Source organism: Methylobacterium sp. WSM2598, assembly GCF_000379105.1.
Lineage (GTDB): Bacteria > Pseudomonadota > Alphaproteobacteria > Rhizobiales > Beijerinckiaceae > Methylobacterium.
Genome location: NZ_KB900609.1, coordinates 6576604 through 6599546, shown reverse-complemented (window position 1 = coordinate 6599546; position 22943 = coordinate 6576604). Strand labels below are relative to the sequence as shown.

Genomic DNA, 22943 nt, shown 5'->3' with positions numbered 1-22943 from the left:
CGTGCGGAATCGACGGGAGTTCCTGCGGGCCGGCCTGTCGGCCGGTGCCGGCCTCGCGGCCGGGGCAGCCCTGGAGTGCTGGGTCGGGGTGGGGGCGCTCGTCGCGCCCGGGCCGGCCCGGGCGGCCGACGATCCGGCGGTCGCGACGGTGCAGCGGATGATCGCGGCCTTCACCGAGGCGCTCAAGCAGCCGGACGTGCGCGGGCGCGTCGCGGTGCTGACCGGGCCGGTGGCCGAGTCCTTCGACCTGCCCGCCATGCTGCGCCTCGCGATCGGCAGCCGCTGGAAGGACGTGCCGGCCGACAAGCAGGCCGCGCTGATCGAGGCCTTCGGGCCCTACCTCACCGCCACCTACGCGACCCGCCTGTCGGCGGCGGCCGGCGGCCGCTTCGACGTGCAGCCCGCGAGCGAGGCGCGCGGCAGCGGGCGCATCGTGCGCAGCACCGCCACCGACGCGAGCGGCGATTCCTCCCCGGTCGACTACATCACGACCAACGACGGCAAGATCACCGACGTCTACCTGCAGGGCACGATCAGCGAGGCGGGCACCCTGCGGACCACCTTCGCCGAGCCGCTGAAGAGCGGCGGTCCGGACGCGCTGCTCGACTTCCTGCGCCAGACCACCGCCACGATGCTCGCCGCCGCGCCTCCCGCCCAGAAGCCCTGACCTCGCGGGGGCCGCCCCCGACCCGCCGCCCCGTGGCGGCCGCCAGCGTCCTCGGAACCCCTCATGGACTCCACCTGGATCTCCACCCTGCTCCTCACCCTGGCGGCGGCGGGCTGCGCCTACGCCCTCGCGGCGGCGTGGCTCGCCGGCCGCGCGGCGGGGCGCCCGACGCCGACGCTCCCGGCCGGCGCGGCCCGGCCCTCGGTCACGCTGATGAAGCCGCTCTGCGGGGACGAGCCGAACCTCTACGAGAACCTGACCAGCTTCTGCCGCCAGGATTACGCCGGCCCGGTCCAGATCATCTTCGGCGTGCAGAGCGCCGCCGACCCGGCCCTGGCGATGGTCGCCCGGCTCAAGGCCGAGCACCCGGACCTGCGCATCGACCTCGCGCTCGACGCCCGCCAGCACGGTTCGAACCGCAAGGTGTCGAACCTGATCAACATGGCCGGGCTGATCGCGCACGAGGTCGTGGTGCTGGCCGACAGCGACATGGTGGTGCGCCCGGACTACCTGGAGCGCATCGTCGCGGAGCTCGGCCGGCCGGGCGTGGCGGCGGTGACCTGCCTGTATCACGGCGTGCCGGCCCAGCGGAGCGTCTGGGCGCAGCTCTCGACGCTGGCCATCGACACGCAGTTCCTGCCGAACGTGCTCGTCGGCACCGGCCTCTCCCTGGCCGAGCCCTGCTTCGGCTCCACCATCGCGTTCCGGGCCGAGGCGCTCGCGGCGATCGGCGGCTTCGAGCGGGTGAAGGACGACCTCGCCGACGATTACGCGCTCGGCGCGGCCCTGCGCGGGGCCGGGGGCGGGATCGTCGCCATCCCGAACTTCACCATCGGGCATACCTGCGTCGACACCTCGCTCTCGGACCTGTGGCGCCACGAGACGCGCTGGAACCGGACCATCCGCAACGTCGACCCGGCCGGCTACGCGGGCAGCCTCGTCACCCACGCCTTCCCGCTCGCCCTGATCGGCGCGCTGATGCCCAACACCAGCCCGCAGGGCCTCGCCATCGCCGCCCTGGCGCTCACCTGCCGCATCGTCCTGTGCCTGCGGCTGGAGCGGGCCTTCGGCCTCGACCCGCATCCCTACTGGCTGCTGCCGATCCGCGACCTGGTCTCGTTCGCCGGCTTCGTGTGGTGCTTCGCCTCCGGCGCCGTGACTTGGAAAGGTCACGATTATCGCGTTGTGGCTGACGGCACGCTCATCCCCGAGCCGGGCCTCGCGCAGGAGACCGGCGCCCCCACGACCTGACGGCCGCCCCGGCGGCCTCACCTCATCGCGAGAATTCCCCGATGCGCACCCTCTTCCTCCAGGCCCCCACCTTCGACGGCTTCGACGGCGGCGCCGGCTCCCGCTACCAGGCCAAGCGCGAGATCAAGTCGTTCTGGTACCCGACCTGGCTCGCCCAGCCGGCGGCGCTCGTCGAGAATTCCAAGCTGATCGACGCGCCCCCGCACAACCTGAAGCTCGGCGACGTGGCCGCCCAGGCGAAGGATTTCGACCTCGTCGTGCTCCACACCTCGGTCCCGTCCTTCAAGCAGGACGTGGCGACGGTCGAGGCGCTGAAGGCCGTGAACCCGAACCTGAAGGCCGGCCTGATCGGCGCCAAAGTGGCGGTGGACGCGCAGGGCTCGCTGGAGAAGGCGCCGGCGATCGACTTCGTGGCCCGCAACGAGTTCGACTTCACCTGCAAGGAGGTCGCCGACGGCCGCGACCTCGCGCAGATCAAGGGCCTGTCCTACCGCAACGCCTCCGGCGTCATCGTGCACAACGAGGACCGGCCGGTGATGATGGACATGGATCAGCTGCCCTTCGTCACCAGCGTCTACAAGCGCGACCTGGTGATGGAGAACTACTTCATCGGCTACCTGAAGCACCCCTACATCTCGTTCTATTCCGGCCGGGGCTGCAAGTCGCGCTGCACCTTCTGCCTCTGGCCGCAGACGGTGGGCGGGCACACCTACCGGACGCGCTCGGTCGGGCACGTGATCGAGGAGATCAAGTACTGCCTGAAGGCGTTCCCGCAGACGAAGGAGTTCTTCTTCGACGACGACACCTTCACGGACAACCTGCCGCGCGCCCAGGAGATCGCCCGCGAGCTCGGCAAGCTCGGCGTGACCTGGTCCTGCAACGCCAAGGCGAACGTGCCGCGCGAGACCCTGAAGGTGCTGCGGGACAACGGCCTGCGCCTGCTGCTGGTCGGCTACGAGTCCGGCAACCAGCAGATCCTGCACAACATCAAGAAGGGCATGCGGGTCGAGGTGGCGGAGAAGTTCACCAAGGATTGCCACGACCTCGGCATCGCCATCCACGGCACCTTCATCCTCGGGCTGCCGGGCGAGTCCAAGGAGACGATCCAGGAGACGATCAAGTTCGCCACCCGGATCAACCCGCACACCATCCAGGTCTCCCTCGCGGCGCCGTATCCGGGCACCTTCCTGTACAAGCAGGCGGTCGAGAACGGCTGGCTCGACGAGGCCAATGCCGAGCTCGTCGACGAGAACGGGGTGCAGATCGCGCCGCTGCACTATCCCCACCTGTCGCACACCGAGATCTTCAACTCGGTGGAGGAGTTCTACAAGAAGTTCTACTTCCGGGCGCCGAAGATCGCCTCGATCGTCGGCGAGATGGTGCGCTCGCCCGAGATGATGAAGCGCCGCCTGCGCGAGGGCGTCGAGTTCTGGCACTTCCTGAAGGAGCGTCAGGCGGGCGGCAGCGCCAAGGCGGCGTGAGCCCCCGGTCCCGGGACGGGCGCCGGCAGGTCAGGCGCCTCGTCGTCACCTCCGACGATTTCGGCCTGTCGCCCGAGGTGAACGAGGCAGTCGAGCGGGCGCACCGCGAAGGCATCCTCTCGGCCGCGAGCCTCATGGTGGCGGCCCCCGCCGCCGCGGACGCGGTCGCCCGCGCGCGGCGGCTGCCCTCGCTGCGCGTCGGCCTGCACCTCGTGATGGTCGAGGCCTGGCCGTGCCTGCCGGCGGCGGAGCTGCCCGACCTCGTCGACGGGCAGGGCCTGCTGCGGCGGGACATGGGCGGGCTCGGCCTCGACCTCGCGGCCAAGCCCCGCGCCCGCCGCCAGCTCGCCGCCGAGATCCGGGCCCAGTTCGAGGCCTACCGGGCCACCGGGCTGCCCCTCGACCACGTCAACGCGCACAAGCACTTCCACGTCCACCCGGTGATCGCCGGCCTGGTGCTGCGGATCGGGCGCCCGCACGGCATGCGGGCCCTGCGCGTGCCGCGCGAGGACCGGGCCGTGCTGCGCCGGGCGGAGTCGGGCGCGGCCCCGGGCCTCGCCCTCGACACGGCGCCCTGGGCGGCCCTGCTCGGCCGGCGCGCCCGCCGGGCCGGGCTCCTGGTGCCGGACGGCGTGCTCGGCCTCGCCTGGTCGGGGCGGATGAGTCCGCCCCGGGTCGCGGCGCTGCTGCGGCACCTGCCGGCGGGGCTGACCGAGCTCTACACCCATCCGGCGACGCGGGGCGGCTTCCCGGGCGAGGCGCCGGGCTATGCCTACGCGGAGGAACTCGCGGCCCTCACGGCCCCGGAGAGCCGGGCGGCGCTCAGGGAATCGGGCGCAGTCCTGGGCGGGTTCGGGGATTTCCTCGCCTGATCCGGGATCCGCCTGATCAAAGCGGATCCCGCATCACACCGCCCGGCGCGCCACCACGCCCTCGGGCTCCCGCACCGGCTCCGGGGCCCGGGCGGGCGCGTCCTTCCCCTTCGCCTTCGGCGGCGGGCCGAGGAAGGCCGGCACGATGAAGAAGGCCGCCACCAGCGTGAAGAACAGCGAGAGCGCGAGCAGCTTGCCCATGCTCGCGGTGCCCGGATGGCTCGACAGGACCAGCGAGCCGAACGCCGTCCCGGTCGTCAGCGCCGAGAAGAAGATCGCCCGGGTCAGGCTCGAGGCCAGCATGTCGGCCACGCCCGCCCGCCACGCGATCACGTAGTAGATGTGGAAGGCCACGCCCACGGCCAGCATCAGCGGCATCGCGATAATGTTGGCGAAATTGAGCGGCATCCCGATCAGGTAGAGCGCCTCCAGCGTCCACAGGGTCGCGAGCACCAGCGGGCCGAGCGCCATCGCCACGTCCCACGGGCGGCGCAGCGCGACCGACAGGATCACGAAGATCGACAGCAGGGCGAGGGCGCCCGCCTCGATGAAGGCGCCCAGGATCGTGCTGCTCGACCGCGTCGTGGCGATCGGCGCGCCGGTCGCGTGCGGCGCCACGCTCAGCACCTCCTTGGAGAAGCGGCGCAGCACCGTATTGTCGTTCGAGTTGCCCTTGGGCTGCACCTCCAGCCGGGCGCGCCCGTCCTTGGCGATCCATTCCGAGCGGATCTGCTCGGGCAGGCTCTCCAGGGTGATCTTCTCCGGCGAGAGCAGGCCGCGCAGGCGCGCGAGAAGGCCCTTGAGGTCCGGCACGGTCGCGGCCGCGGCCGCCTCCCGCACCTGCGGGGAGGCCTCGGCGAGGCGGTCGAGCGTGTCCGTGAAGGCGAGCACCTCCTTCTCGGGCGCGCTCTCGCCCTTGCCGGCGATGCCGCGCAGGGCGCCCGAGGCGGATTTGAGCGCCTGGACCACGTCCCGGTCGCTCGGCGGCGGCGCCACGCGGGGCGGGTTCAGCACCGGGCCGAGCACGCTCGCCGCGTCCTCGATGGTCGCGAGCTTCTGGTCCTGGTCCAGGGGCACGAAGGTGTCGATGTCGATCACGTTCGCGACGATCGGCAGCGCCCGCAGGCGCTCGGCCATCGGCCGCACCGCGTCGCGGTTCGGCACCAGCACGTCGATCGTGTTGGGGCTCGTGGCCGGGTCCTTGGCGAGGTCGAGATAGGTCGCGACCGATTCCACCTTCGGGCTGCGCAGGTGCATCGGGTTCGAGTCGAACGGCAGGTAGTAGAGGAGCGGCAGGCCCGCCACGGTCACGAGCCCGGTCAGCACCAGCACGAGCTTGCGGTTTTCGATGATCCAGTGATCGACCTTGGCCAGCGAGGCGGTGCCGACCTCCTCCTTCTCGCCCCGCGGCTTGAACACCGCGATCAGGGCGGGCAGCAGCGTCAGCGCGAACAGGTAGGCCACGATCATGCCGACGCCGGCGATGAGGCCGAGTTCGGACACGCCGCGGAACTCCGTCGGCAGGAAGGAGAAGAAGCCCGCCAGCAGCGACACCGCGGCGAGCGTCAGGGACCAGCCGACCCCGTGGGCGGCCGAGCGGATCGCCTTGGCCAGGTCGGGCTGCACGAAGCGGTCGGCCCGGTAGCGCACCGCGAACTGGATGCCGAAATCGATGCCGAGCCCGACGAACAGGGCCGCGAAGGCGACCGAGATCGGGTTGAGTTCGCCGACCATCAGCAGGCCGAGCGCCGCCGTGACGATGAGGCCCGCGAAGGTCGTGATGATCACCGCGACCACGAGGCTCGGCGAGCGCAGCGCCAGCCACAGGAACAGGACGATGGCGCCCACCGTCACCGAGTTGTTGAGGAGGGCGTCGTCCGAGAGGGTGGCGAACTCGTCGTCCGCCACCGCGACCTGGCCGGTCAGGCGCACCGTCACGCCGTCCTGCGGCGTGAGGTGGAGGTCGCGGGCGGTCTTGCGGATCAGCGCGCTGGCGTCGGCGCCCGGCTGCAATTCGTCGAAGTCCAGGCGCGGCTGGGTGATGACGAAGCGGCGCAGGTCCCCCGTCTCGGCCTTGCCGCCCGAGAGCAGGAGCTGCCAGGACAGGCGGGCCGGCTCGCCCCTCAGCGCCTTCTCGAACGTGTCGCGCAGCTGGCCGAGCGGGCTCGTCAGGTCCTCGATCTTGGCCTGGCCGCCCTTCACGCCCTGCGCGCCCAGGCCCATCGCCTGCAGGATGCCGCGCAGCGACGGGTCCGCCGCGAGCGGCCCGAGCAGCCCCTGCTGCTGCACCAGCCGCTCGGTGGTCTGCTCCAGCTCCTTCTGCGGCATCAGCAGGAAGCCGTTCTTGTCGAAGAAGGGACCGCCGTCGGGCCGGTAGACCACCGGCAGGCGGCTCCTGTGCTGCGACAGGGCCTCGGCGAGGCGCGTCGCCGCCTCGTCCGCCTGCTCGGGGGTGCGCGCGTCGATCACCGCCACCAGCAGGTTGCTGCGCTGGGGGAAGGCCTTCTCGAACTGGATCTCGTCCTGACGCCAGCCCACGTCGGGCGCGATCAGGCGCTCGACGTCGGTGTTGATGCGGAAGCGGTGCGCCGCCGTCAGCGCGCTCGCCGCCGTCAGGGCGAGGCAGGCGAGCAGCACCAGCCAGCGATGGCGGACGGAGAGCGCGACGAGCCGTTCGATCACGTGGTCTAGCCTAACCTTGTGCGGGGCCGGGAGCGCGCTCCCGCCCGGATCCGTCGGTGCCGCGACCCCACGCTTGCGCACGCCGCACATGCGGGCGCACGCCGCGCGTCGGGGCGGGCACGGTGCCGGGGGCCCTCGTCCGGCAAGCCGGAGCGCCCCGCATCGTTCCCGGGCGTTGGCGCGCTAAGTAGTGGCCCCGAGAGGCGATTGCAACGCGCCGGGCTCCGGACGGGTGCGCGTCCCCGGCGCGGCGCGCCCGCCCGGACCTCGCGAGGACGCGCTCCCGCGGCCCGTCCCGAGGCGCCGCGTCCCTCGCCCGGGAGGGCCGCACCCCGTCTCGAACGGGCCGGCGCGCGGGAGCGAATCGTCCGGACGGGGCAGCGAATCCCGGGACGGGCACCGAATCGCCCGGGCGCCCGGTTGCGCCGCCGCGCGGCGCCCGGCCGCCGCCCGGGCCGTGGCTTGCTGCGCTGCAGCGTCGCATCAAGGTTGCGCCCGCGGCATTGGTCGACGCGCGAGGGCGGGTTAGCGTCGCCGGACCGTTGGGTTTGGGCAACGGTTAGAGCCATTCGAACCTAGGTTGCTGGAATTCCGCCGTTTTTCGCGCTAAGGACCCTCGGTTCATCCCCCTGCAAGCGAGACAAGGAGCCTCGATCTTGGGCATCCCTCTTCGGTACGTCGCAAAGATCGGCGGCTACATCCTCAAGCAGCACCTCACGGGCCGCAAGCGCTACCCGCTCGTGATGATGATGGAGCCGCTGTTCCGCTGCAATCTGGCCTGCGCCGGCTGCGGGAAGATCGATTATCCGGACGAGATTCTCAACAAGCGTCTGCCGGTCGACGAGGCCCTGGAATCGGTCCGCGAGTGCGGCGCGCCGGTCGTCGTCATCGCGGGCGGCGAGCCTCTGCTGCACAAGGACCTGCCCCAGATCGTCGAGGGCATCATCCAGCAGAAGAAATTCGCGATCGTCTGCACGAACGCTTTGCTGCTCGAGAAGAAGATCTCGCAGTACAAGCCGAGCCCGTACTTCACTTGGTCGATCCATCTCGATGGCGACAAGGAGATGCACGACAAGTCGGTGTGCCAGCGCGGCGTCTATGACAAGGCGGTGGCGGCGATCAAGAAGGCCAAGGATCTGGGCTTCCGCGTCACGATCAACTGCACCTTCTTCAACAACTCCGCGCCGGAGCGGATCGCCGACTTCTTCGACAGCGTGACCCGGATGGGCATCGACGGCATCACCGTCTCGCCCGGCTACGCCTACGAGCGCGCGCCCGATCAGCAGCACTTCCTGAACCGGAAGGCCACCAAGGAGCTGTTCCGCGGCGTGTTCCGCCTCGGCAAGCAGAAGGGCCGCGAGAAGTGGACCTTCCAGCAATCGGGCCTGTTCCTCGACTTCCTGGCGGGCAACCAGTCCTACCATTGCACGCCCTGGGGCAACCCGACCCGGACCGTGTTCGGCTGGCAGAAGCCCTGCTACCTGCTGGGCGAGGGCTACGCCAAGACCTTCAAGGAGCTGATGGAGACGACCGACTGGGACGCCTACGGCACCGGCAACTACGAGAAGTGCGCGGACTGCATGGTGCATTCCGGCTACGAGGCGTCCTCGGTGGTCGATTCGGTGCGCAAGCCCTGGAAGCCGCTCGTCTTCGCGCTGCGCGGCATCCGGACCGAGGGCGAGATGGCCCCGGAGATCTCCCTGGAGAACCAGCGCCCGGCGGAGTTCGTCTTCTCACGCAACGTCGCGCAGAAGCTCTCCGAGATCCGGAACGCCGAGGCCGACGCCAAGAAGCGCGCGACAGCGGCCTAGGGAGGCGAAGGCCGCCGAGGAATCGCGGGCGAGGCGCACGAGCCCGCCCACCTTGGCGGAGCGGCGCGCCAGCGCCGACAGGACGGCGAGCAGGTCGGGCTCGCCGTTCGGCTTGAGGGCCTTGGCGATCGCGGCGGGGAGCGCCCGGTCGGCGGGGTCGCAGATCACCCGCACGGCGCAGAAGGGCAGCCCGTGCGCCTGCGCGAAGGACGCCGCCACGTGCGACTCCATGTCGACGGCGGCCGCGCCCGTCTGCACGTGCAGCACCGCCTTGGCGTGGGGCGAGAGCACGGCGAAGTCCTCCCCGGCGAGGTCGGCCCGCCGGACCCGGAACGGCGCGTCCGCGAGGCGCGCGGCCAGCGCCCGCACCACGTCCGGATGGGCGCCGTGGCGCCGGCCGGCCGCGACCACGCCGGTGGCCACCACCACGTCGCCGGGCGCCAGGGCCGGATCGAGCCCGCCCGCGATGCCGATGCTCATCACCGCGCGGCAGCCGGGCCGCACCCGCTCGCGCAGGACGGCCCGCAGGCGCTCGGGATTGCCGCCCGCGCCCACCGTGGCGACGCCCGGCCCCGCGGCGAGGCGCGCCTCGCGGGCGAGGCCGGTCACGGCCAGCACGGGATGGGGTCCGGTGAGACTGTCCTCGACGACGATCATGCGGATGGGCGCCCCGTGTGAGCGGAAGGGACCGGCGGGATCCCGCCGCGGTGCATCCTTCATACCAGCGGGCTCGGGGCGGGGATGTGGCGACGCTGCCACGGGCGGACCGCAGGCGCGCGGCGAGGGTCTGGTCCGCGGCGGGAGGGTGCCGGCGGTCCGGGCCTGCGGCAGGATCGCGGGTCCCGGGCGGGGCCCGGCGCCCGCATCCGCCCCGCCGCCGAACCCTCAGGACACCCATTTGAGCAGGCGGATGATCCCCATCCCGGCGGCGCGGCGATGGGCCGAGGCGCGTCGGCGGGCCGCGATCTCCGCGCGGTGGGCCGCGTCGCAGCGGTAGGCCGACAGCAGCATGGCGCCGTTCGTCAGGGTCGGGCGCCAGCCGAGCGCCGCCTTGAGGCGGGTCGTGTCGAAGACGAAATCCTGGGTGATCATGCGGTCATGGTAGGGCCCGAGGGGCGAGACCCGCAGGGCGTGGGCCGGCCGCATGGCGAGCAGGGTCGGGGCCGCCGGGAGATGCGCCGCGCGCGCGCCGGTGCCGGCCGCCGCCACCTGCGCGAAGGTGTCCCGCATCGTGCCGACATGGTCCGCGCCGATGCCGAAGGTGCCGGCGATGCGGGCGCGCCACGCGCGCAGCATCGCGTCGATCAGATCCTGGGCGGCGACGAACCGGGAGCGGTTCCCGCCCCGGCCCACCAGCCAGACCCTGCGCCCCTCGGCGATGAACTCGAACAGGATGGCGAGCAGCCCGAGCCGCCCCTCGTCGATAATGGTCGGCGAGCGCAGGATCGCGGCCGCGAAGTCGCCCGCGTGGTCGGCCAGGATCCTCTCGCCCTCCCACTTGCTGGCACCGTGGATCTCGCACGGCGCGGGCGGGTCGTCCTCGCGCACCGGGCGGTCGAAGCCGTGTCCCCAGAGACAGTTGCTGGAGACGAAGACGAGGTTCGGGACGCCGGCGGCGGCGGTCGCGCGGGCGAGGCAGCGGGTTCCCTCGACGTTGCTGGACCAGATCTCGCGGCGCCCGCGCGCCGCATGGGCGAGGAGGGCCGCGCAATGGAACACCCCCTCGGGGCCCTCGGCGAGCAGCCGGCCGACCAGGAGGGTGCCGAGGAAACCGGAGCCCTCGTGACGAAGAGCCGTGCCATCGCGGTGTTCCCTGGTGGTGAGGGCGGGATCAGGCCGCTGGGGCGCGCCGCGGCGGTCGGAGGGCGGGCAGGAGCCGCGCCGCGGCGGGCAGGCGCGCGGCCTGCGCGAAGCGCGCGCAGGGCACGATCGCGCCGAGGATCGGGAGCCCGGCCCGCACCAGAGGCCCCGCGAGCGGCACCAGCAGCCAGGGCGCGGCGAGGGCGGGATTGGTTAAGCTTGACCTTACGTCAGGTGCGTCCGGCGATCGCCGGCTCGGGCGCGGGCAGCAGCCGGTCGCTGCGGCCGCGCAGGCGGTAGGCGAGCAGCCCGGCCCATTCGTGCGCGGCGAGGTCGATGGCCGCGAGCTTGGCGCCGAGGGGCCGCAGGGCCGCCGCGCCGCGCCGCGTCGTGCGGTAGGCCACGGGCCAAGCCAGGAGCGGCGGCCACCCGGCCCGCCGGAACGCGCCCATGGCCCGGGGCATGTGGCTCGCGGAGGTCACGAGCAGCCACGTCTCCCCGGGCCCGGGCCGCGCCAGGGCGCGGGCCTCGACGGCGTTCTCCCAGGTGCTCCGCGAGCGGTCGTCGACGAGGAGCCGGCCGGGGGGCAGGCCGATCTCCTCGAGCAGGGCCCGGCTCGCCTGCGCCTCGGTGAGCCCCTCCCGCCGCCCCGAGGCCGGGCCGCCCGCGAAGACGAGCTTGGCGGCCGGGTAGCGCCGCGCGAGCGCCGCGAAGGCGACGAGCCGGTCCGCCTCCCGGTTCAGGCCCGGCGCGCCGCGCTCCGCCCGGATGCCCTCCGCCAGGGCGCCGCCGAGGACGACCACCCCGTCGACCCGCGCCAGCTCCGCGGCGGCGGGAAAGCGCTCCTCCAGGGGCCGCAGCAGCACTGGTCCAGGGGCAGGACCAGGACGAGGCCGAGCGCCGCCGCCGCGGCGCCGAGGAGCAAAGCCCCGCCCGCGCGCAGGCGCCGCGGCCCCCCGAGGACCAGCCCGGCGCCGGCCGCGCAGCCGAGGGCCAGCAGGCAGCTCGGCGCGCCGAGGGCGCGCAGCGACGCCAGCACGTCCATCATCATGCCCCCCGCCGGCCCGCGGGGCCGCCCGAATCCGTCGCGACGGGCCGCCGGGCGGGACTCCTACCCGGCCCGCGCGGCCGGCCGCATCAGGGCCGGGTCGAAATCCGCCGCCGGCGCCCGGCGGGCGCGCAGGGCCGGCAGCACCCGCTCGCCGAAGGCGTCGATGAACGCGGCCTGGCCCCCGCCGACCTGGTGCAGGTCGATGCTGTCGAAGCCCAGAGCCGCGCAGGCGGCGATGCGCTCGGTCATCTCGCCGAGATCCGCCGAGACCAGCACCTGGGCGTGCATGTCCTCCGGCCGCACGAACCGCGACGCGGCGTCGAACTCGGCCGGGCTGCGCAATTCCCAGGCGACCGGGCTGCCGAGCTGGTTGAAGCGCCAGGCCGCGTGCGCCTGCGCCAGCGCCTCGGCCGGGTCGCGGGCGAAGCTGAGATCGAGCTTGAGGAAGATCGGCTTGTCGGCGCCGCCGGTCTCCCGGAAGGCCTCGACGATCGGGGCGAGCGCCTCGGGCCGGCTGCCCACCGTCAGGAGCCCGTCCGCCCAGGTGCCGAGCCAGGCGGCGGTCTCCGGCGTGGTGGCGGCGCCGACCAGCCGGGTCGGCGTCTCGGGGCGGGACCACACCTTGGCGTCCAGGGCCGAGACCCGGCCGCGATGGGTCACGGTCTCGCCCGCGAGCAGCGCCCGCATGATCTCGGCGCCCTCGCGCAGCCGCGCGTGGCGCTCGGGCCGGTCGGGCCAGGGCGTGCCGGTGACCGATTCGTTGAGGGCCTGCCCGCTGCCGAGCGCGACCCAGGGCAGGCGGCCCGGATACATCTGGCCGAGCGTCGCCACCGCCTGGGCCAGCACCGCCGGGTGGTAGCGCCAGCCGCCCGGCACCGTGATGATCCCGAAGGTCAGGCGCTGCGTCGCCTGGAGCGCCGCCCCGAGCCAGGCCCAGGCGAAGCCCGACTGGCCCTGCGCGGCCGACCAGGGCTGGAGGTGGTCCGACGAGAAGGCGCCGTCGAAACCCGCCTGCTCGGCCCGCTGCACGTGGGCGAGGAGGTCGCGCGGGGCCACCTGCTCGTGCGAGGCGTGGTAGCTGAAGAGCGTCATCGCGCAATCCCGCCGGCCGCCGGTCGGACCGGCTCTCGATGGAGGAACCGCGCAGGCAGGCGCAGGCTCCGCGGAGGGGGCGCGGCCTGCCCGCGCGGGCGGGCCGGCCCCTCCGCCGGGGTCACATCCCCACCGCCACCTTGAGGCTGTTGCCCCGCTGGAGGTTGCGGTAGCGGGCCAGCGCCCAGAGGGGGAAGAACTTCGCGTAGCCGTGGTAGCGCAGGTAGAAGACGCGCGGGAACCCGGTCGCCGTGTAGCGGTCCTCGGCCCAGAGCCCGTCCGCCCCCTGGGTGCGGGTCAGGTAGTTGATGCCGCGCGCCACGGCCGGGTTGTCCGCCTCGCCGGCCGCCATCAGCGCGAGCAGCGCCCAGGCGGTCTGCGAGGCCGTGCTCGGCGCCCGCTCGTAGCCGCGATATTCGAGCTTGTAGCTCGACGCGTCCTCGCCCCAGCCGCCGTCGGGGTTCTGGATCGCGGTGAGCCAGGTCACCGCCCGCCGCACCGGCTCGCAGGCGGGGTCGATCCCGGCCGCGTTGAGGGCGCAGAGCACCGACCACGTCCCGTAGATGTAGTTCATGCCCCAGCGGCCGTACCAGCTGCCGTCCGCCTCCTGGTCGGCGAGCAGGTAGGCGACGCCGCGGTCGAGGGGCGGGCAGGTCTCCCGGGTCTCGCCGAGCTGGGACAGCATCGAGACGCAGCGCGCCGTCACGTCGGCGGTCGGCGGGTCGAGCAGCGCCCCGTGATCCGAGAACGGAATGTAGTTGAGGTAGTGGTAGGTGTTGTCCGCGTCGAAGGCCGCCCAGCCGCCGTCGCGGCTCTGCAGGCCCTCGACCCATTCGCGGGCGCGGGCGATCGAGAGCCCGTAATCGGCCGCGTCGGGCCCGGGGCTGCGGCGGCTCTGCACCCGGTCCATGGCCATCACCACGACCGCGGTGTCGTCGAGGTCCGGGTAGTGCGGGTTGGCGTACTGGAAGGCCCAGCCGCCCGGCCGCACGTCCGGCTTGGAGGCCGCCCAGTCGCCCTTGATGTCGAGCACCTGCAGGGGCTTCAGCCAGTCCATGGCGCGCTTGGCGTGGCGCTCCGCCTCGGTCCCGCCGGCTTCCATCAGGGCGTGGGCGGCGAGCGCCGTGTCCCAGACCGGGGACAGGCAGGGCTGGACGTAGGCCTCGTGCTCCTTGACGGTGACGAGCTTCTCGACCGAGGAGCGGGCCGTGACCGCGAGGGGGTGGTCGTCCGGGTAGCCGAGCGCCTCGAACATCAGCACGGTGTTGACCATGGCCGGGAAGATCGCGCCGAGCCCGTCCTCGCCGTTCAGGCGCTCGCTGACGAAGGCCACCGCCTTGTCGATCGCCCGCGCCCGCGAGCCGGCCGGGAAGAAGCCCTCGACCTTCTGCAGCACCTTGTCGATGGCCGCGAAGACCGGGCGCCAGGGCGAGGATTCCTGCGGGCCGGCCGGCCAGCGCTTCACGCGCTCGGGCGCCTCGACGAAGAGTTCGCGGATGCCGATGCCGCGCGGGTTGCGGGCCCGCGGCTTCTTGGCCTGCAGGACGAAGAGCGGCACCATCACGGTGCGGGCCCAGTAGGAGACCTTGTCGAGGTGGAAGGGGAACCACCGCGGCAGCAGCATCACCTCGACCGGCATCACCGGCACGGCGGTCCACGGCACCTCGCCGTAGAGGGCGAGCATGATCCGGGTGAAGACGTTGGCGTGGGCGGCGCCGCCCCGGCGCAGGATCGCGTCGCGGGCCCGGCGCATGTGGGGCGCGTCGATCGGGTCGCCGACCATCTTGAGGGCGAAGTAGGCCTTGACGGTCGCGCTCATGTCGAAGGGGCCGTCATGGATCAGGGCCCAGCCGTCGTGCTGCGCGCTCTGGGTGCGGCGCAGGTAGGCGGCGATCTTCCCCTCCAATTCGGCCGTCGGGATCGAGCCGCGGAAATGATGGTAGAGGATGTACTCGGACGGAATGGTGGCGTCGGCCTCCAGCTCGAAGCACCAGTGCCCGTCCGCGTTCGCGAGGCGCATGAGAGCCTTCGACGCGAGCGTGACGCGCCGCTCGACGTCGTCGAGCGTGATGTCCTGCGTGCTCGTGCGGTGGAGCGTCTCGACCTTGCCCACGATGATCTCACCTTCTCCTGTCGGGCGGCGCGCCCGACGCCGGTTGGATCCCTGATTCGCGGCGATGCAAGAACGCCGCCTATGCTCAAGCTGTTCCGACGCGGCGCGGCCCTCGTCAAGCCGCTCCGCGCAGAGCTGATCGTTCCTGTGTGAAAAGGGCCGCGGCCGTGGCGCCGGAGCGGATCGCGCCCTCGATGGTCGAGGGCAGCCCCGTCGCGGTCCAATCTCCCGCAAGGGCGAGGTTGGCGAGGTGCGTCCGCGCACCTGGGCGCCGTGCCGCCTGCGCGGGCGTGGCCGCGAAGGTGGCCCGCTTCTCCTTGACGACCTGCCAGCGGGGCAGGGCCGCGCCGGCCTGGCCGGTGAGGCGCGCGACCTCGGCCCAGATCCGCTCGGCGAGATCCTCGCGCGGGGTCTCGAGCAGGCGGTCGGCGCCGCTGATCGTCACCGAGAGCCGGTCCGGATAGGCGAAGAGCCACTCGGTCAGGCCGCCGATCACCCCGAGCAGGAGCGGCGAACCCGGGGGCGGCGCCACCGCGAAATGCGCGTTGACGATGGCGCGGTGCTCCTGCGGGGCGTCGAGGCCGGGCAGCAGGTCGGTCGCCACCCAGGCCGGCAGCGCCATCACGGCGCCGTCCTCCGGCCCCAGCGCCTCGGCGCCGTCCGCGAAGGCGAGGGCGGCGACCCGGTCCCCGGCGATCTCGAGGGCGCGCAGGCGCCGGCCGAAGCGGATCTCGGCGCCCGCGCGCTCCAGGAAGCGCAGGGCCGGCTCCACGAAGGCCGCCGACAGGCCCTCGATCGCCACCAGGGGCCGGCAGGCCCGGCCGCCCGCCCCGAGCGTCTCGCGCAGGATCGCGGCGGCGAGCGCGGCGTCGCTCTCGCGCGGGTCGGTGTTGAGGGCCGCGAGCAGCACCGGATGCCAGAGCCGCTCCCAGAGCAGCCCCTCGCAGGCCATGCTCTCCCCGATCGTGCGGGGATGGCCCGCCCGCATGAGGCCGATCGGCGCGAGGTAGTCCCGCGCGCGGCTGCCCGGCACGCGGCGGCTCGCGTCGAGCACCCACCAGGGCAGGCGGCCGGCATTGGGCCGCAGGGTCCAGCGCTCGCCGGTGGCGAGGTCCGCGAACGGGAAGGCGGCCTCGTCCGGGCCGGTCAGCGCCCCGGCCGGAGCCCCGACCGCGCGCAGGAAGGCGAGGGCGTCGCGGTTGCCCGACAGGAGCAGGTGGTTGCCGTTGTCGATGGTCAGCCCGAGGGCCGGATCGTGGTAGGAGCGGCAGCGCCCGCCGGCCTGCTTGGCGGCCTCGTGCAGGACGACGGGCCGGCCGGCCTGGACCAGTTGCACGGCCGCCGAGAGGCCGGCGAGCCCGGCGCCGAGGACGTGGACGCGGCCGGCCATCACAGGATCCCGTGGCGCAGGAGGACGCCGACCAGCGCGAGCTTGCCGGGCTTCACCCGGGGGCGGGGCGCCGCCCAGCCGCGCGCCCTCAGCCCGTCGAGGATGAGGTGGTAGGCCGCCGCCATGATCCGCGGCGCCTTGGTGGCCCGGCGCGGCGAGGCCGCGATGATGCGCCAGGAGGCCCGGTAATGGGCCTCGGCCTCGGCGGCGAGCGCCTCGCAGACCTCCCCGAGCCGGGGGTGGCGCAGGGCCGCCTCCGGCGTCGGCCGGGGAAGGCCGATGGCGGCGAGGCGCTCGCGCGGCAGGTAGAGCCGCCCGCGCTCCGCGTCCTCGTCGACGTCGCGCAGGATGTTGGTCAGCTGCAGGGCGCGGCCGAGATGGTGGGCGAGGTCGCGGCCCGGCCCCTCGGCGAGGCCGAAGATCCGCACCGAGAGCCGCCCGACCGCGCTCGCGACCCGGTCGCAGTAGAGGTCGAGCACGGCCTCGTCCGGCGCCACGATGTCGGCCTCGGCATCCATCGCCATGCCGTCGATGACGGCCTGGAAATCCTCCCGGCGCAGGCCGAACTGCCCCACCGGCCCGGCGAGCGCGGCGGTGCGCGCCACCGGGCGCCCGGCATAGAGCGCGTCGATGTCGGCCCGCCAGCGGTCGAGCTCGGCCGCGCGCTGCTCGCGCGGGCCGCCGTCGTCGGCCACGTCGTCGACCGCCCGGCAGAAGGCGTAGACCGCGTACATCGCGTCGCGCTGCGCCGCCGGGAGCAGGCGCATCGCCGCGTAGAAGGACGATCCCGCGGCGGGGAGGGCCGGGGCGTCCGGCGCCGGCGGGGCGGGGGCGGGGGAGACGATGGCGGTCACGGGCGGGCTCCCCGGACGGAGGGGGCGAGGTGCCGCCGGAAGGGCCGGCGGGCGAGGGCGGTGCCGGCCGCCCCGAGGGCGATCAGCGCGAAGGCGGCCTTGCCGTGATGGACGCGCTGGCTCAGCGGGTCGCGGGCCGTGAGGCCGCGGGCGAGCATCACGGCGAGGCGGTGGATGGCGGCGATCTCCATCGCCAGCCGGGTGTCCTCGATCAGGTCGGGCAGGGCCCGTCCCTCGTGCAGGAGGTCGAGGCAGCGGTGGGCCAGCGTGCCGATCACCGCCCGCAGGCCCGGCGAGGCCCGCGGCGCGCCGAGGTCGCCCGCCGCGACCCCGTGCGTCGCCATCAGGTCCTCCGGCAGGTAGACCCGGTCGAGCTGCGAGAAGTCCTTCCCGCAATCCTGCAGGTGGTTGATGATCTGCAGCGCCGCGCAGATCGCGTCCGAGGCCGCCCAGGTCGCGGCCGGATCCTCGCCGTGCACGTCGAGGACGAAGCGGCCGACCGGCATCGCCGAGTAGCGGCAATAGTGCATCAGCTCGTCGAAGCTGGCGTAGCGCGACTTGCGCGCGTCCATCCGGAAGGCGTCGAGCAAGTCGAGGGCGTGGCGCGGGGAGAGGCCGCGCTCGGCCAGCGCCGCGCGCAGGGGCGCGGCCTCGGGATCGTCCGGGCCGGTGCCGGTCAGCGCCGCCGCGAGCCCGTCGAGGAGCGCCACCTTGCGGGACGGGTCGAGGCCCGCATTGTCGGCGACGTCGTCGCCCGCGCGCACGAAATCGTAGAAGGCCAGGATCGGCCGCCGGTGGCGCGGATGGATCAGGTGCGACGCGACCGGAAAGTTCTCGTCGCGGTGCGACTTGCCGGAGCGCGCCTCGGTCGCGGTGGTCATCGGACGTATCCTGCCTGGCGGAACCACGCGACGGCGTCCTCCAGCCCCTGCCGGTAGGGCCGCGCGGCGTAGCCGAGTTCGGCCCGGGCCTTGGCGTCGGAGAAGAACATCCGGTAGCGCGACATCCGGATCCCGTCGAGGGTGGCGAGCGGCGCCTTGCCGGTGAAGCGGGCGGCGAGTTCGGAGACGAGGGCGACCGGGTAGACCGCCGCCCGCGGCAGCCGGATGGTCGGGGGCCTGCGCCCGACGAGGCCCGCGATGTCGGCGAGCATCCGCGACAGGAGCACGTTCTCGCCTCCCAGGATGTAGCGCTCGCCGATGCGGCCGCGGCGCAGGGCCAGGAGGTGACCCGCCGCCACGTCGTCCACGTGGGCGAGGTTGAGGCCCGTATCGACGAAGGCCGGCATCCGGCCGTTGGCGGCCTCCACGATGATGCGGCCGGTCGGCGTCGGCTTGACGTCGCGGGGGCCGATCGGCGTCGAGGGATTGACGATCACGGCGGGGAGCCCGTCCCGGGCCACCATCTCGTCGACCACGCGCTCGGCCACGACCTTGCTGCGCTTGTAGGCGCCGATCGCGGTCTCGGGCGTCAGCGGGCGCCGCTCGTCGGCGGGCGTGCCGTCGTCGTGCGGTTTGATCGTCGCCACGCTCGACGTGTAGACGACCCGCTCGACGCCCGCGTCGAGGGCGGCCCGCATCAGCACGCGGGTGCCGTCGCGGTTCGTGCGCACGATCTCCTCCGGGTCCGGCGCCCAGAGGCGGTAATCGGCCGCGGCGTGCACGAGGTAGCGCATGCCCCGCAGGGCGGCGGCGGCGGCCGCCGGGTCGCGCATGTCGCCCTCGGCCACCTCGACGTCGCTCCAGGTCAGGTTGGTGCGCGGGCTCGTCGCCCGCACCAGGATGCGGACCGGAAAGCCGGCGGCGCGGAACACGTCGACCAGCGCCGGTCCGAGAAAGCCGCTCGCGCCGGTGATCAGCACCGGGCCGACCTCCGGCCGGGCTTCAGACAGGGTGCGGTCCGAGGCCTCGATCATGCTCACGTCACTGTCCAGAGAGGCTGCCGCCCGAACCGGCGGCAGGACACCGCCGCGCCGGGCGGCGCACCGCAGGCTGCGGGGGCCAAAGGCCCGCCGCTTCTGCCATTTCGGGGCCCGCCCGACAAGCGCGGGAGGACCGCAGCGTTAACTTCCGCCGCCCAGGACCCGGGTCAGACCCGGCGCAGGCGCGCGCGCTCCCGGCGCACGTCCGGGAGCGCGTGCTCGACGGCTCGGACGATGGCGGGGGCGTCGAGGCCGGCCTGGGCGTACATGCGCTCGGGCGTGTCGTGGTCCTGGTAGCTGTCCGGCAGGGTCAGCGTGCGCACCCGCACCGTCCCGGCATCCAGCGCCCCGCGCCCCGCGAGCAGGTGCAGCACCATCGCGCCGAAGCCCCCGGTCGAGCCCTCCTCCACCGTCACCAGCACCTCGTGGCTGCCCGCAAGATCCAGCAGCAGCGCCTCGTCCAGCGGCTTGGCAAAGCGCGCATCCGCCACCGTCACCCCGATCCCGCGCTCCTCCAGCTGCTCGGCCGCCTTCAGCGCCTCCGCCAGGCGCGTCCCCAGGCTCACCAGCGCCACCCGCGCCCCCTCCGGCCGCCGGATCACCCGGCCGCGGCCCAGCGCCAGAACCTCGCCCTTCTCGGGCAGGTCCACCCCCACCCCCTCGCCCCGCGGGTAGCGGAAGGCGATCGGGCCGGCATCGTGCGCGTGGGCGGTCGCCACCATGTGCACCAGCTCCGCCTCGTCGGCGGCCGCCATCACCACCATGTTGGGCAGGCAGCACAGGTAGGCCAGGTCGAAGGCCCCCGCATGCGTCGCCCCGTCCGCCCCGACCAGGCCGGCCCGGTCGAGCGCGAAGCGCACCGGCAGGTTCTGCAGCGCCACGTCGTGCACGACCTGGTCGTAGGCCCGCTGCAGGAAGGTCGAGTAGATCGCGCAGAACGGCCGGTAGCCCTCCGCCGCCAGCCCGGCCGCGAAGGTCACGGCGTGCTGCTCGGCGATGCCGACGTCGAAGGTGCGCCCCGGGTGAGCCTTGGCGAACAGGTCGACCCCGGTGCCGGAGGGCATCGCGGCGGTGATCGCCACCACCTTGTCGTCGGCGTCCGCCGCCTTGACCAGGCTCTCGCCGAACACCCGGGTGTAGGTCGGGGCGTTGGCCTTGGCCTTGACCTGCTGGCCGGAGACGACGTCGAACTTGACCACGGCGTGGCCGCGGTCGGCGGCGGCCTCGGCGGGGGCGTAGCCCTTGCCCTTCTGGGTGACGACGTGGACCAGGACCGGCCCCTCGGGCGCGTCGCGGACGTTCTTGAGGATGGGCAGCAGGTGGTCGAGGTTGTGGCCGTCGATCGGGCCGACGTAGTGGAAGCCGAGCTCCTCGAACATGGTGCCGCCGCCCGCCAGGATGCCGCGGGCGTATTCCTCGGCGCGCACGGCGGTGTCGTAGAGGGCCTTGGGCAGCAGGCGGCCGAACTGGCGGGCGGTGTCGCGCAGGGAGCGGTAGGTGTCGCCGGAGACCAGGCGGGCGAGGTAGGCCGACATGGCGCCGACCGGGGGCGCGATGGACATGTCGTTGTCGTTGAGGATGACGACGAGGCGGGAGCGCAGGGCGCCGGCGTTGTTCATGGCCTCGTAGGCCATGCCGGCGGAGATGGATCCGTCGCCGATGACCGCCACGACGTTGCGGCGCTCGGGGGTCTCGCCGCGGGCGCGGGCGGCGGCCTCGGCGAGGTCGCGGGCGACGGCCATGCCGAGGCCGGCGGAGATGGAGGTGGAGGAGTGGGCGGCGCCGAAGGGATCGTAGGGGCTCTCGGCGCGCTTGGTGAAGCCGGAGAGGCCGCCGCCCTGGCGCAGGGTGCGGATGCGGTCGCGCCGGCCGGTGAGGATCTTGTGCGGGTAGGCCTGGTGGCCGACGTCCCAGATCAGGCGGTCGTCGGGAGTGTGGAAGACGTAGTGCAGGGCGACCGTGAGTTCGACCACGCCCAGCCCCGCGCCGAGATGGCCGCCGGTGACCGAGACCGCGTCGATGGTCTCGGCGCGCAGTTCCGCGGCGAGCTGCGCCAGGTCGCTCTCCGGCAGGGCGCGAAGCTCCGACGGATCACGGACGCGATCGAGGAGGGGAAGAACCAGTGCTGACAAGATCGTACACCCGTGGTTGAAGCGGCCAGGCTCGGCCCGGCGAGGCATATGCGGTGAAGTTCAGCGTCGTCCGCTGCGGGGTGCTGGCCCTGCATCGGGACACTTTGCGATCGGGACAGAACCGGGGTGCCATTGCGGTGCCATGATCATCCCGGCCGTGGCGGTGTGGTTTGTAACAAGTCCGAACAACATTCTGAACCCCCACCGCGTCGGGAAGGGATCCGCCCCTCCGGAGGGCCGTCCCGCCCGGTGTCCGCCCGGCCGGACAGCCGCCCGGCGGGGCGGCCGTCCGGCGGGACAGCCGTCCCGCCCTGGGGTAGAACGGGCCGGGCCGCGTGGCGCGGCCAGCCGGACGGGGCGGAGCGATGCGAGCGGTGGCGAGCGCCTGGTTTCTGGCGGGCGGGGTGCTGGGGGCGCAGGCCGCGGACGCGTCCCGGCCGGCGCTGCCGCCGCCGAACGCCCCGGCCTACGCCCCCGGCGGCACCCAATGCGACCTCTTCCTGCACTGCGCCTGGAATCCCCTCTACCGCCCCCCCTGCGGGTGGCGTTGGCGCCCGACGCCCGAGGGGCCGCGGCGGGTGCGGGTCTGTTTCTGAGATGGGCGGGTCTGTTTCTGAGATGGGGATGCGGTCCGGCCCGCGGCGCCTCCTGCCGGCGCTTCTCCTTGTCGCGGGGCCCGCCCTCGCGGAGGAGTGTCCCCAGCACTTCGCGGACGGGCAGCCGCCCGCCCTGACCAACCCGCGGCTCGCTGCGGGCGCGACGCTCCTGTGCTTCCGCGCCTTCGCGGTGCTGCATTCGAGCCTCTCGCGCACGCCGCTCTACGCAGCCGAGCATCTCGACCGGGCGCGCGTGGAGGCGGCGCGCCGGCTCGACCGGGTCGATTCCTTCCACGAGGAGGCGCGCCTCCCGGCGGCCGAGCGGGCCGACCTGTCGGACTACGTCGGCAGCGGCTTCGACCGCGGCCACATGGCGCCCTCGGGCGACATGCCGGACCCGGCCGCGATGGCGGAATCCTTCAGCCTGGCCAACATGGTGCCGCAGAACTCCGACCTGAATCGCGGGCTCTGGGCCGGGATCGAGAGCGCGGTGCGCAATCTCGCGGCGGAGCGGGGCGACCTCTACGTGGTGACCGGCCCGACCTTCGAGGGCGGCAACGTCCAGGCGCTGAAGGGCCGGGTGCTGGTGCCGACCCGGCTGTTCAAGGCGGTCTACGACCCGCGCCGGGGCGAGGCGGGGATCTACCTCGCGCGCAACGCCGAGAATGCCGGCTACGAGACGGTCTCGCCCGCGCAGCTCGCCGCGATCGCCGGCATCGTGGTCTTCCCGGGCCTGCCGGAGGCGGCCCGGGCCCGCGCGATGCGGCTGCCCGAGCCCCGGCGCGACGAGGTCTCCGGCGGCCACCGCCCGCGCGGGAGGCCGGAACCCTCCTTCGTCGACTGGCTCGCCCACGAGCTGACCCGGATGGCCAAGCGGGCGCTCCGCGAGGCGATCCGCTCGCTGTTCTGAGGAGCCCCGCCCATGGCGTCCCGCCCGCTCATCCCCTTCTCCGACGACGCCACCGTCCAGACGCTCGGCGCGTTCACGGTCGAGAACGGCACCGAGCGGATCGTCCTGCACGGCTCCCTGGAACTCGCCCGCGACCGGCTGAGCCTGGAGCGGGCGCGGACGCTCCGGGCGATCCTGGAGGGGGTGGTGACGGCGCTGGAGGCGCAGGCCCACCTGCCCGAGGAGGCGCCGCGGCGGCAGCCGCGCACCGAGAGCGTGCGCAACCCGTTCGGGTAGCCCCTTCCGGGGGGCCGCGATCCGATCCCGCGCGGGGGGATCCC

General features: G+C 73.6%; 19 protein-coding genes. 8 read left to right on the top strand and 11 right to left on the bottom strand.

Going from position 1 to position 22943, the window contains the following annotated elements:
• Position 1 precedes the first annotated feature (1 nt).
• From MET2598_RS0130670 to hpnK, 4 genes are all read left to right on the top strand, one after another.
• Entirely contained in the window at positions 2 to 667 is a 666-nt protein-coding gene (locus MET2598_RS0130670) for a Tgt2/MlaC family protein (protein WP_236728844.1), read from the top strand.
• A gap of 63 nt (positions 668 to 730) precedes the next feature.
• Positions 731 to 1918, top strand: a complete 1188-nt coding sequence (gene hpnI / locus MET2598_RS0130665) for a bacteriohopanetetrol glucosamine biosynthesis glycosyltransferase HpnI (protein ID WP_018263463.1) — start codon at positions 731 to 733, stop codon at positions 1916 to 1918.
• Between the two features lie 41 nt (positions 1919 to 1959).
• Positions 1960 to 3399 carry a hopanoid biosynthesis associated radical SAM protein HpnJ gene (gene hpnJ, locus MET2598_RS0130660; protein WP_012335982.1) on the top strand — a complete coding sequence of 480 codons (1440 nt, stop codon included), beginning with the start codon at positions 1960 to 1962 and terminating at the stop codon, positions 3397 to 3399.
• A complete protein-coding gene (gene hpnK / locus MET2598_RS0130655) occupies positions 3396 to 4271 on the top strand; it encodes a hopanoid biosynthesis-associated protein HpnK (protein WP_018263462.1) in 876 nt (291 codons plus the stop codon). Before hpnJ ends, hpnK begins: the two co-directional genes overlap by 4 nt.
• 33 nt (positions 4272 to 4304) lie before the next feature.
• Here the strand turns inward: hpnK and MET2598_RS0130650 are convergent, their stop codons facing one another.
• On the bottom strand, positions 4305 to 6953 hold the full coding sequence (locus MET2598_RS0130650; RefSeq protein ID WP_018263461.1) for an MMPL family transporter: 2649 nt from the start codon (positions 6951 to 6953) through the stop codon (positions 4305 to 4307).
• A gap of 656 nt (positions 6954 to 7609) precedes the next feature.
• Between MET2598_RS0130650 and hpnH the strand changes: the two genes are divergently transcribed.
• Positions 7610 to 8764, top strand: a complete 1155-nt coding sequence (gene hpnH, locus MET2598_RS0130645) for an adenosyl-hopene transferase HpnH (RefSeq protein ID WP_018263460.1) — start codon at positions 7610 to 7612, stop codon at positions 8762 to 8764.
• Here the strand turns inward: hpnH and MET2598_RS0130640 are convergent.
• The 10 genes from MET2598_RS0130640 to dxs form a co-directional block, all read right to left on the bottom strand.
• Positions 8687 to 9421 (bottom strand): phosphorylase, encoded by a 735-nt coding sequence (locus MET2598_RS0130640; protein WP_036271076.1) that lies wholly within the window; start codon positions 9419 to 9421, stop codon positions 8687 to 8689. The genes hpnH and MET2598_RS0130640 overlap by 78 nt on opposite strands.
• A 228-nt stretch (positions 9422 to 9649) precedes the next feature.
• A complete protein-coding gene (locus MET2598_RS0130635; protein ID WP_063824149.1) occupies positions 9650 to 10507 on the bottom strand; it encodes an NAD-dependent epimerase/dehydratase family protein in 858 nt (285 codons plus the stop codon).
• Positions 10508 to 10794: 287 nt separating this feature from the next.
• Complete coding sequence (locus MET2598_RS37670; RefSeq protein WP_157182289.1) at positions 10795 to 11430, bottom strand: YdcF family protein; 636 nt, start codon at positions 11428 to 11430, stop codon at positions 10795 to 10797.
• Between the two features lie 245 nt (positions 11431 to 11675).
• Positions 11676 to 12707, bottom strand: a complete 1032-nt coding sequence (locus MET2598_RS0130620; protein WP_012335988.1) for a TIGR03885 family FMN-dependent LLM class oxidoreductase — start codon at positions 12705 to 12707, stop codon at positions 11676 to 11678.
• 121 nt (positions 12708 to 12828) lie between these two features.
• The gene (shc, locus tag MET2598_RS0130615) at positions 12829 to 14820 is read right to left on the bottom strand and encodes a squalene--hopene cyclase (RefSeq protein WP_018263454.1); all 1992 of its coding nucleotides are present in this window, start codon (positions 14818 to 14820) and stop codon (positions 12829 to 12831) included.
• Between the two features lie 115 nt (positions 14821 to 14935).
• The gene (gene hpnE, locus MET2598_RS0130610) at positions 14936 to 16210 is read right to left on the bottom strand and encodes a hydroxysqualene dehydroxylase HpnE (protein ID WP_018263453.1); all 1275 of its coding nucleotides are present in this window, start codon (positions 16208 to 16210) and stop codon (positions 14936 to 14938) included.
• Entirely contained in the window at positions 16210 to 17064 is an 855-nt protein-coding gene (hpnD, locus tag MET2598_RS0130605) for a presqualene diphosphate synthase HpnD (RefSeq protein ID WP_018263452.1), read from the bottom strand. The genes hpnE and hpnD overlap by 1 nt, the downstream gene beginning before the upstream one ends.
• Positions 17061 to 17945 carry a squalene synthase HpnC gene (gene hpnC / locus MET2598_RS0130600; protein ID WP_012335992.1) on the bottom strand — a complete coding sequence of 295 codons (885 nt, stop codon included), beginning with the start codon at positions 17943 to 17945 and terminating at the stop codon, positions 17061 to 17063. The genes hpnD and hpnC overlap by 4 nt, the downstream gene beginning before the upstream one ends.
• Positions 17942 to 18979, bottom strand: a complete 1038-nt coding sequence (hpnA, locus tag MET2598_RS0130595; protein WP_012335993.1) for a hopanoid-associated sugar epimerase — start codon at positions 18977 to 18979, stop codon at positions 17942 to 17944. Before hpnA ends, hpnC begins: the two co-directional genes overlap by 4 nt.
• 173 nt (positions 18980 to 19152) lie before the next feature.
• Complete coding sequence (gene dxs / locus MET2598_RS0130590; protein ID WP_018263450.1) at positions 19153 to 21117, bottom strand: 1-deoxy-D-xylulose-5-phosphate synthase; 1965 nt, start codon at positions 21115 to 21117, stop codon at positions 19153 to 19155.
• A 374-nt stretch (positions 21118 to 21491) separates the two neighbouring features.
• On the opposite strand from dxs, the gene MET2598_RS0130585 reads away from it, so the two are divergent.
• From MET2598_RS0130585 to MET2598_RS0130575, 3 genes are read left to right on the top strand one after another with little or no spacing between them, the layout of a single operon-like run.
• The gene (locus tag MET2598_RS0130585; protein WP_012335995.1) at positions 21492 to 21713 is read left to right on the top strand and encodes a hypothetical protein; all 222 of its coding nucleotides are present in this window, start codon (positions 21492 to 21494) and stop codon (positions 21711 to 21713) included.
• Between the two features lie 28 nt (positions 21714 to 21741).
• A complete protein-coding gene (locus MET2598_RS0130580) occupies positions 21742 to 22623 on the top strand; it encodes a DNA/RNA non-specific endonuclease (RefSeq protein ID WP_018263449.1) in 882 nt (293 codons plus the stop codon).
• A gap of 12 nt (positions 22624 to 22635) precedes the next feature.
• On the top strand, positions 22636 to 22899 hold the full coding sequence (locus MET2598_RS0130575; protein WP_018263448.1) for a hypothetical protein: 264 nt from the start codon (positions 22636 to 22638) through the stop codon (positions 22897 to 22899).
• Positions 22900 to 22943 lie beyond the last annotated feature (44 nt).

Bases quoted from the DNA above. Each gene is read 5' to 3' on its own strand.
- hpnA (WP_012335993.1), bottom strand. From the start codon at position 18,979: ATGATCGAGGCCTCGGACCGCACCCTGTCTGAAGCCCGGCCGGAGGTC.
- MET2598_RS0130620 (WP_012335988.1), bottom strand. From the start codon at position 12,707: ATGACGCTCTTCAGCTACCACGCCTCGCACGAGCAGGTGGCCCCGCGC.
- hpnC (WP_012335992.1), bottom strand. From the start codon at position 17,945: ATGACCACCGCGACCGAGGCGCGCTCCGGCAAGTCGCACCGCGACGAG.
- MET2598_RS0130575 (WP_018263448.1), top strand. From the start codon at position 22,636: ATGGCGTCCCGCCCGCTCATCCCCTTCTCCGACGACGCCACCGTCCAG.
- hpnE (WP_018263453.1), bottom strand. From the start codon at position 16,210: ATGGCCGGCCGCGTCCACGTCCTCGGCGCCGGGCTCGCCGGCCTCTCG.
- MET2598_RS0130580 (WP_018263449.1), top strand. From the start codon at position 21,742: ATGCGGTCCGGCCCGCGGCGCCTCCTGCCGGCGCTTCTCCTTGTCGCG.
- hpnJ (WP_012335982.1), top strand. From the start codon at position 1,960: ATGCGCACCCTCTTCCTCCAGGCCCCCACCTTCGACGGCTTCGACGGC.
- hpnI (WP_018263463.1), top strand. From the start codon at position 731: ATGGACTCCACCTGGATCTCCACCCTGCTCCTCACCCTGGCGGCGGCG.
- MET2598_RS0130640 (WP_036271076.1), bottom strand. From the start codon at position 9,421: ATGATCGTCGTCGAGGACAGTCTCACCGGACCCCATCCCGTGCTGGCC.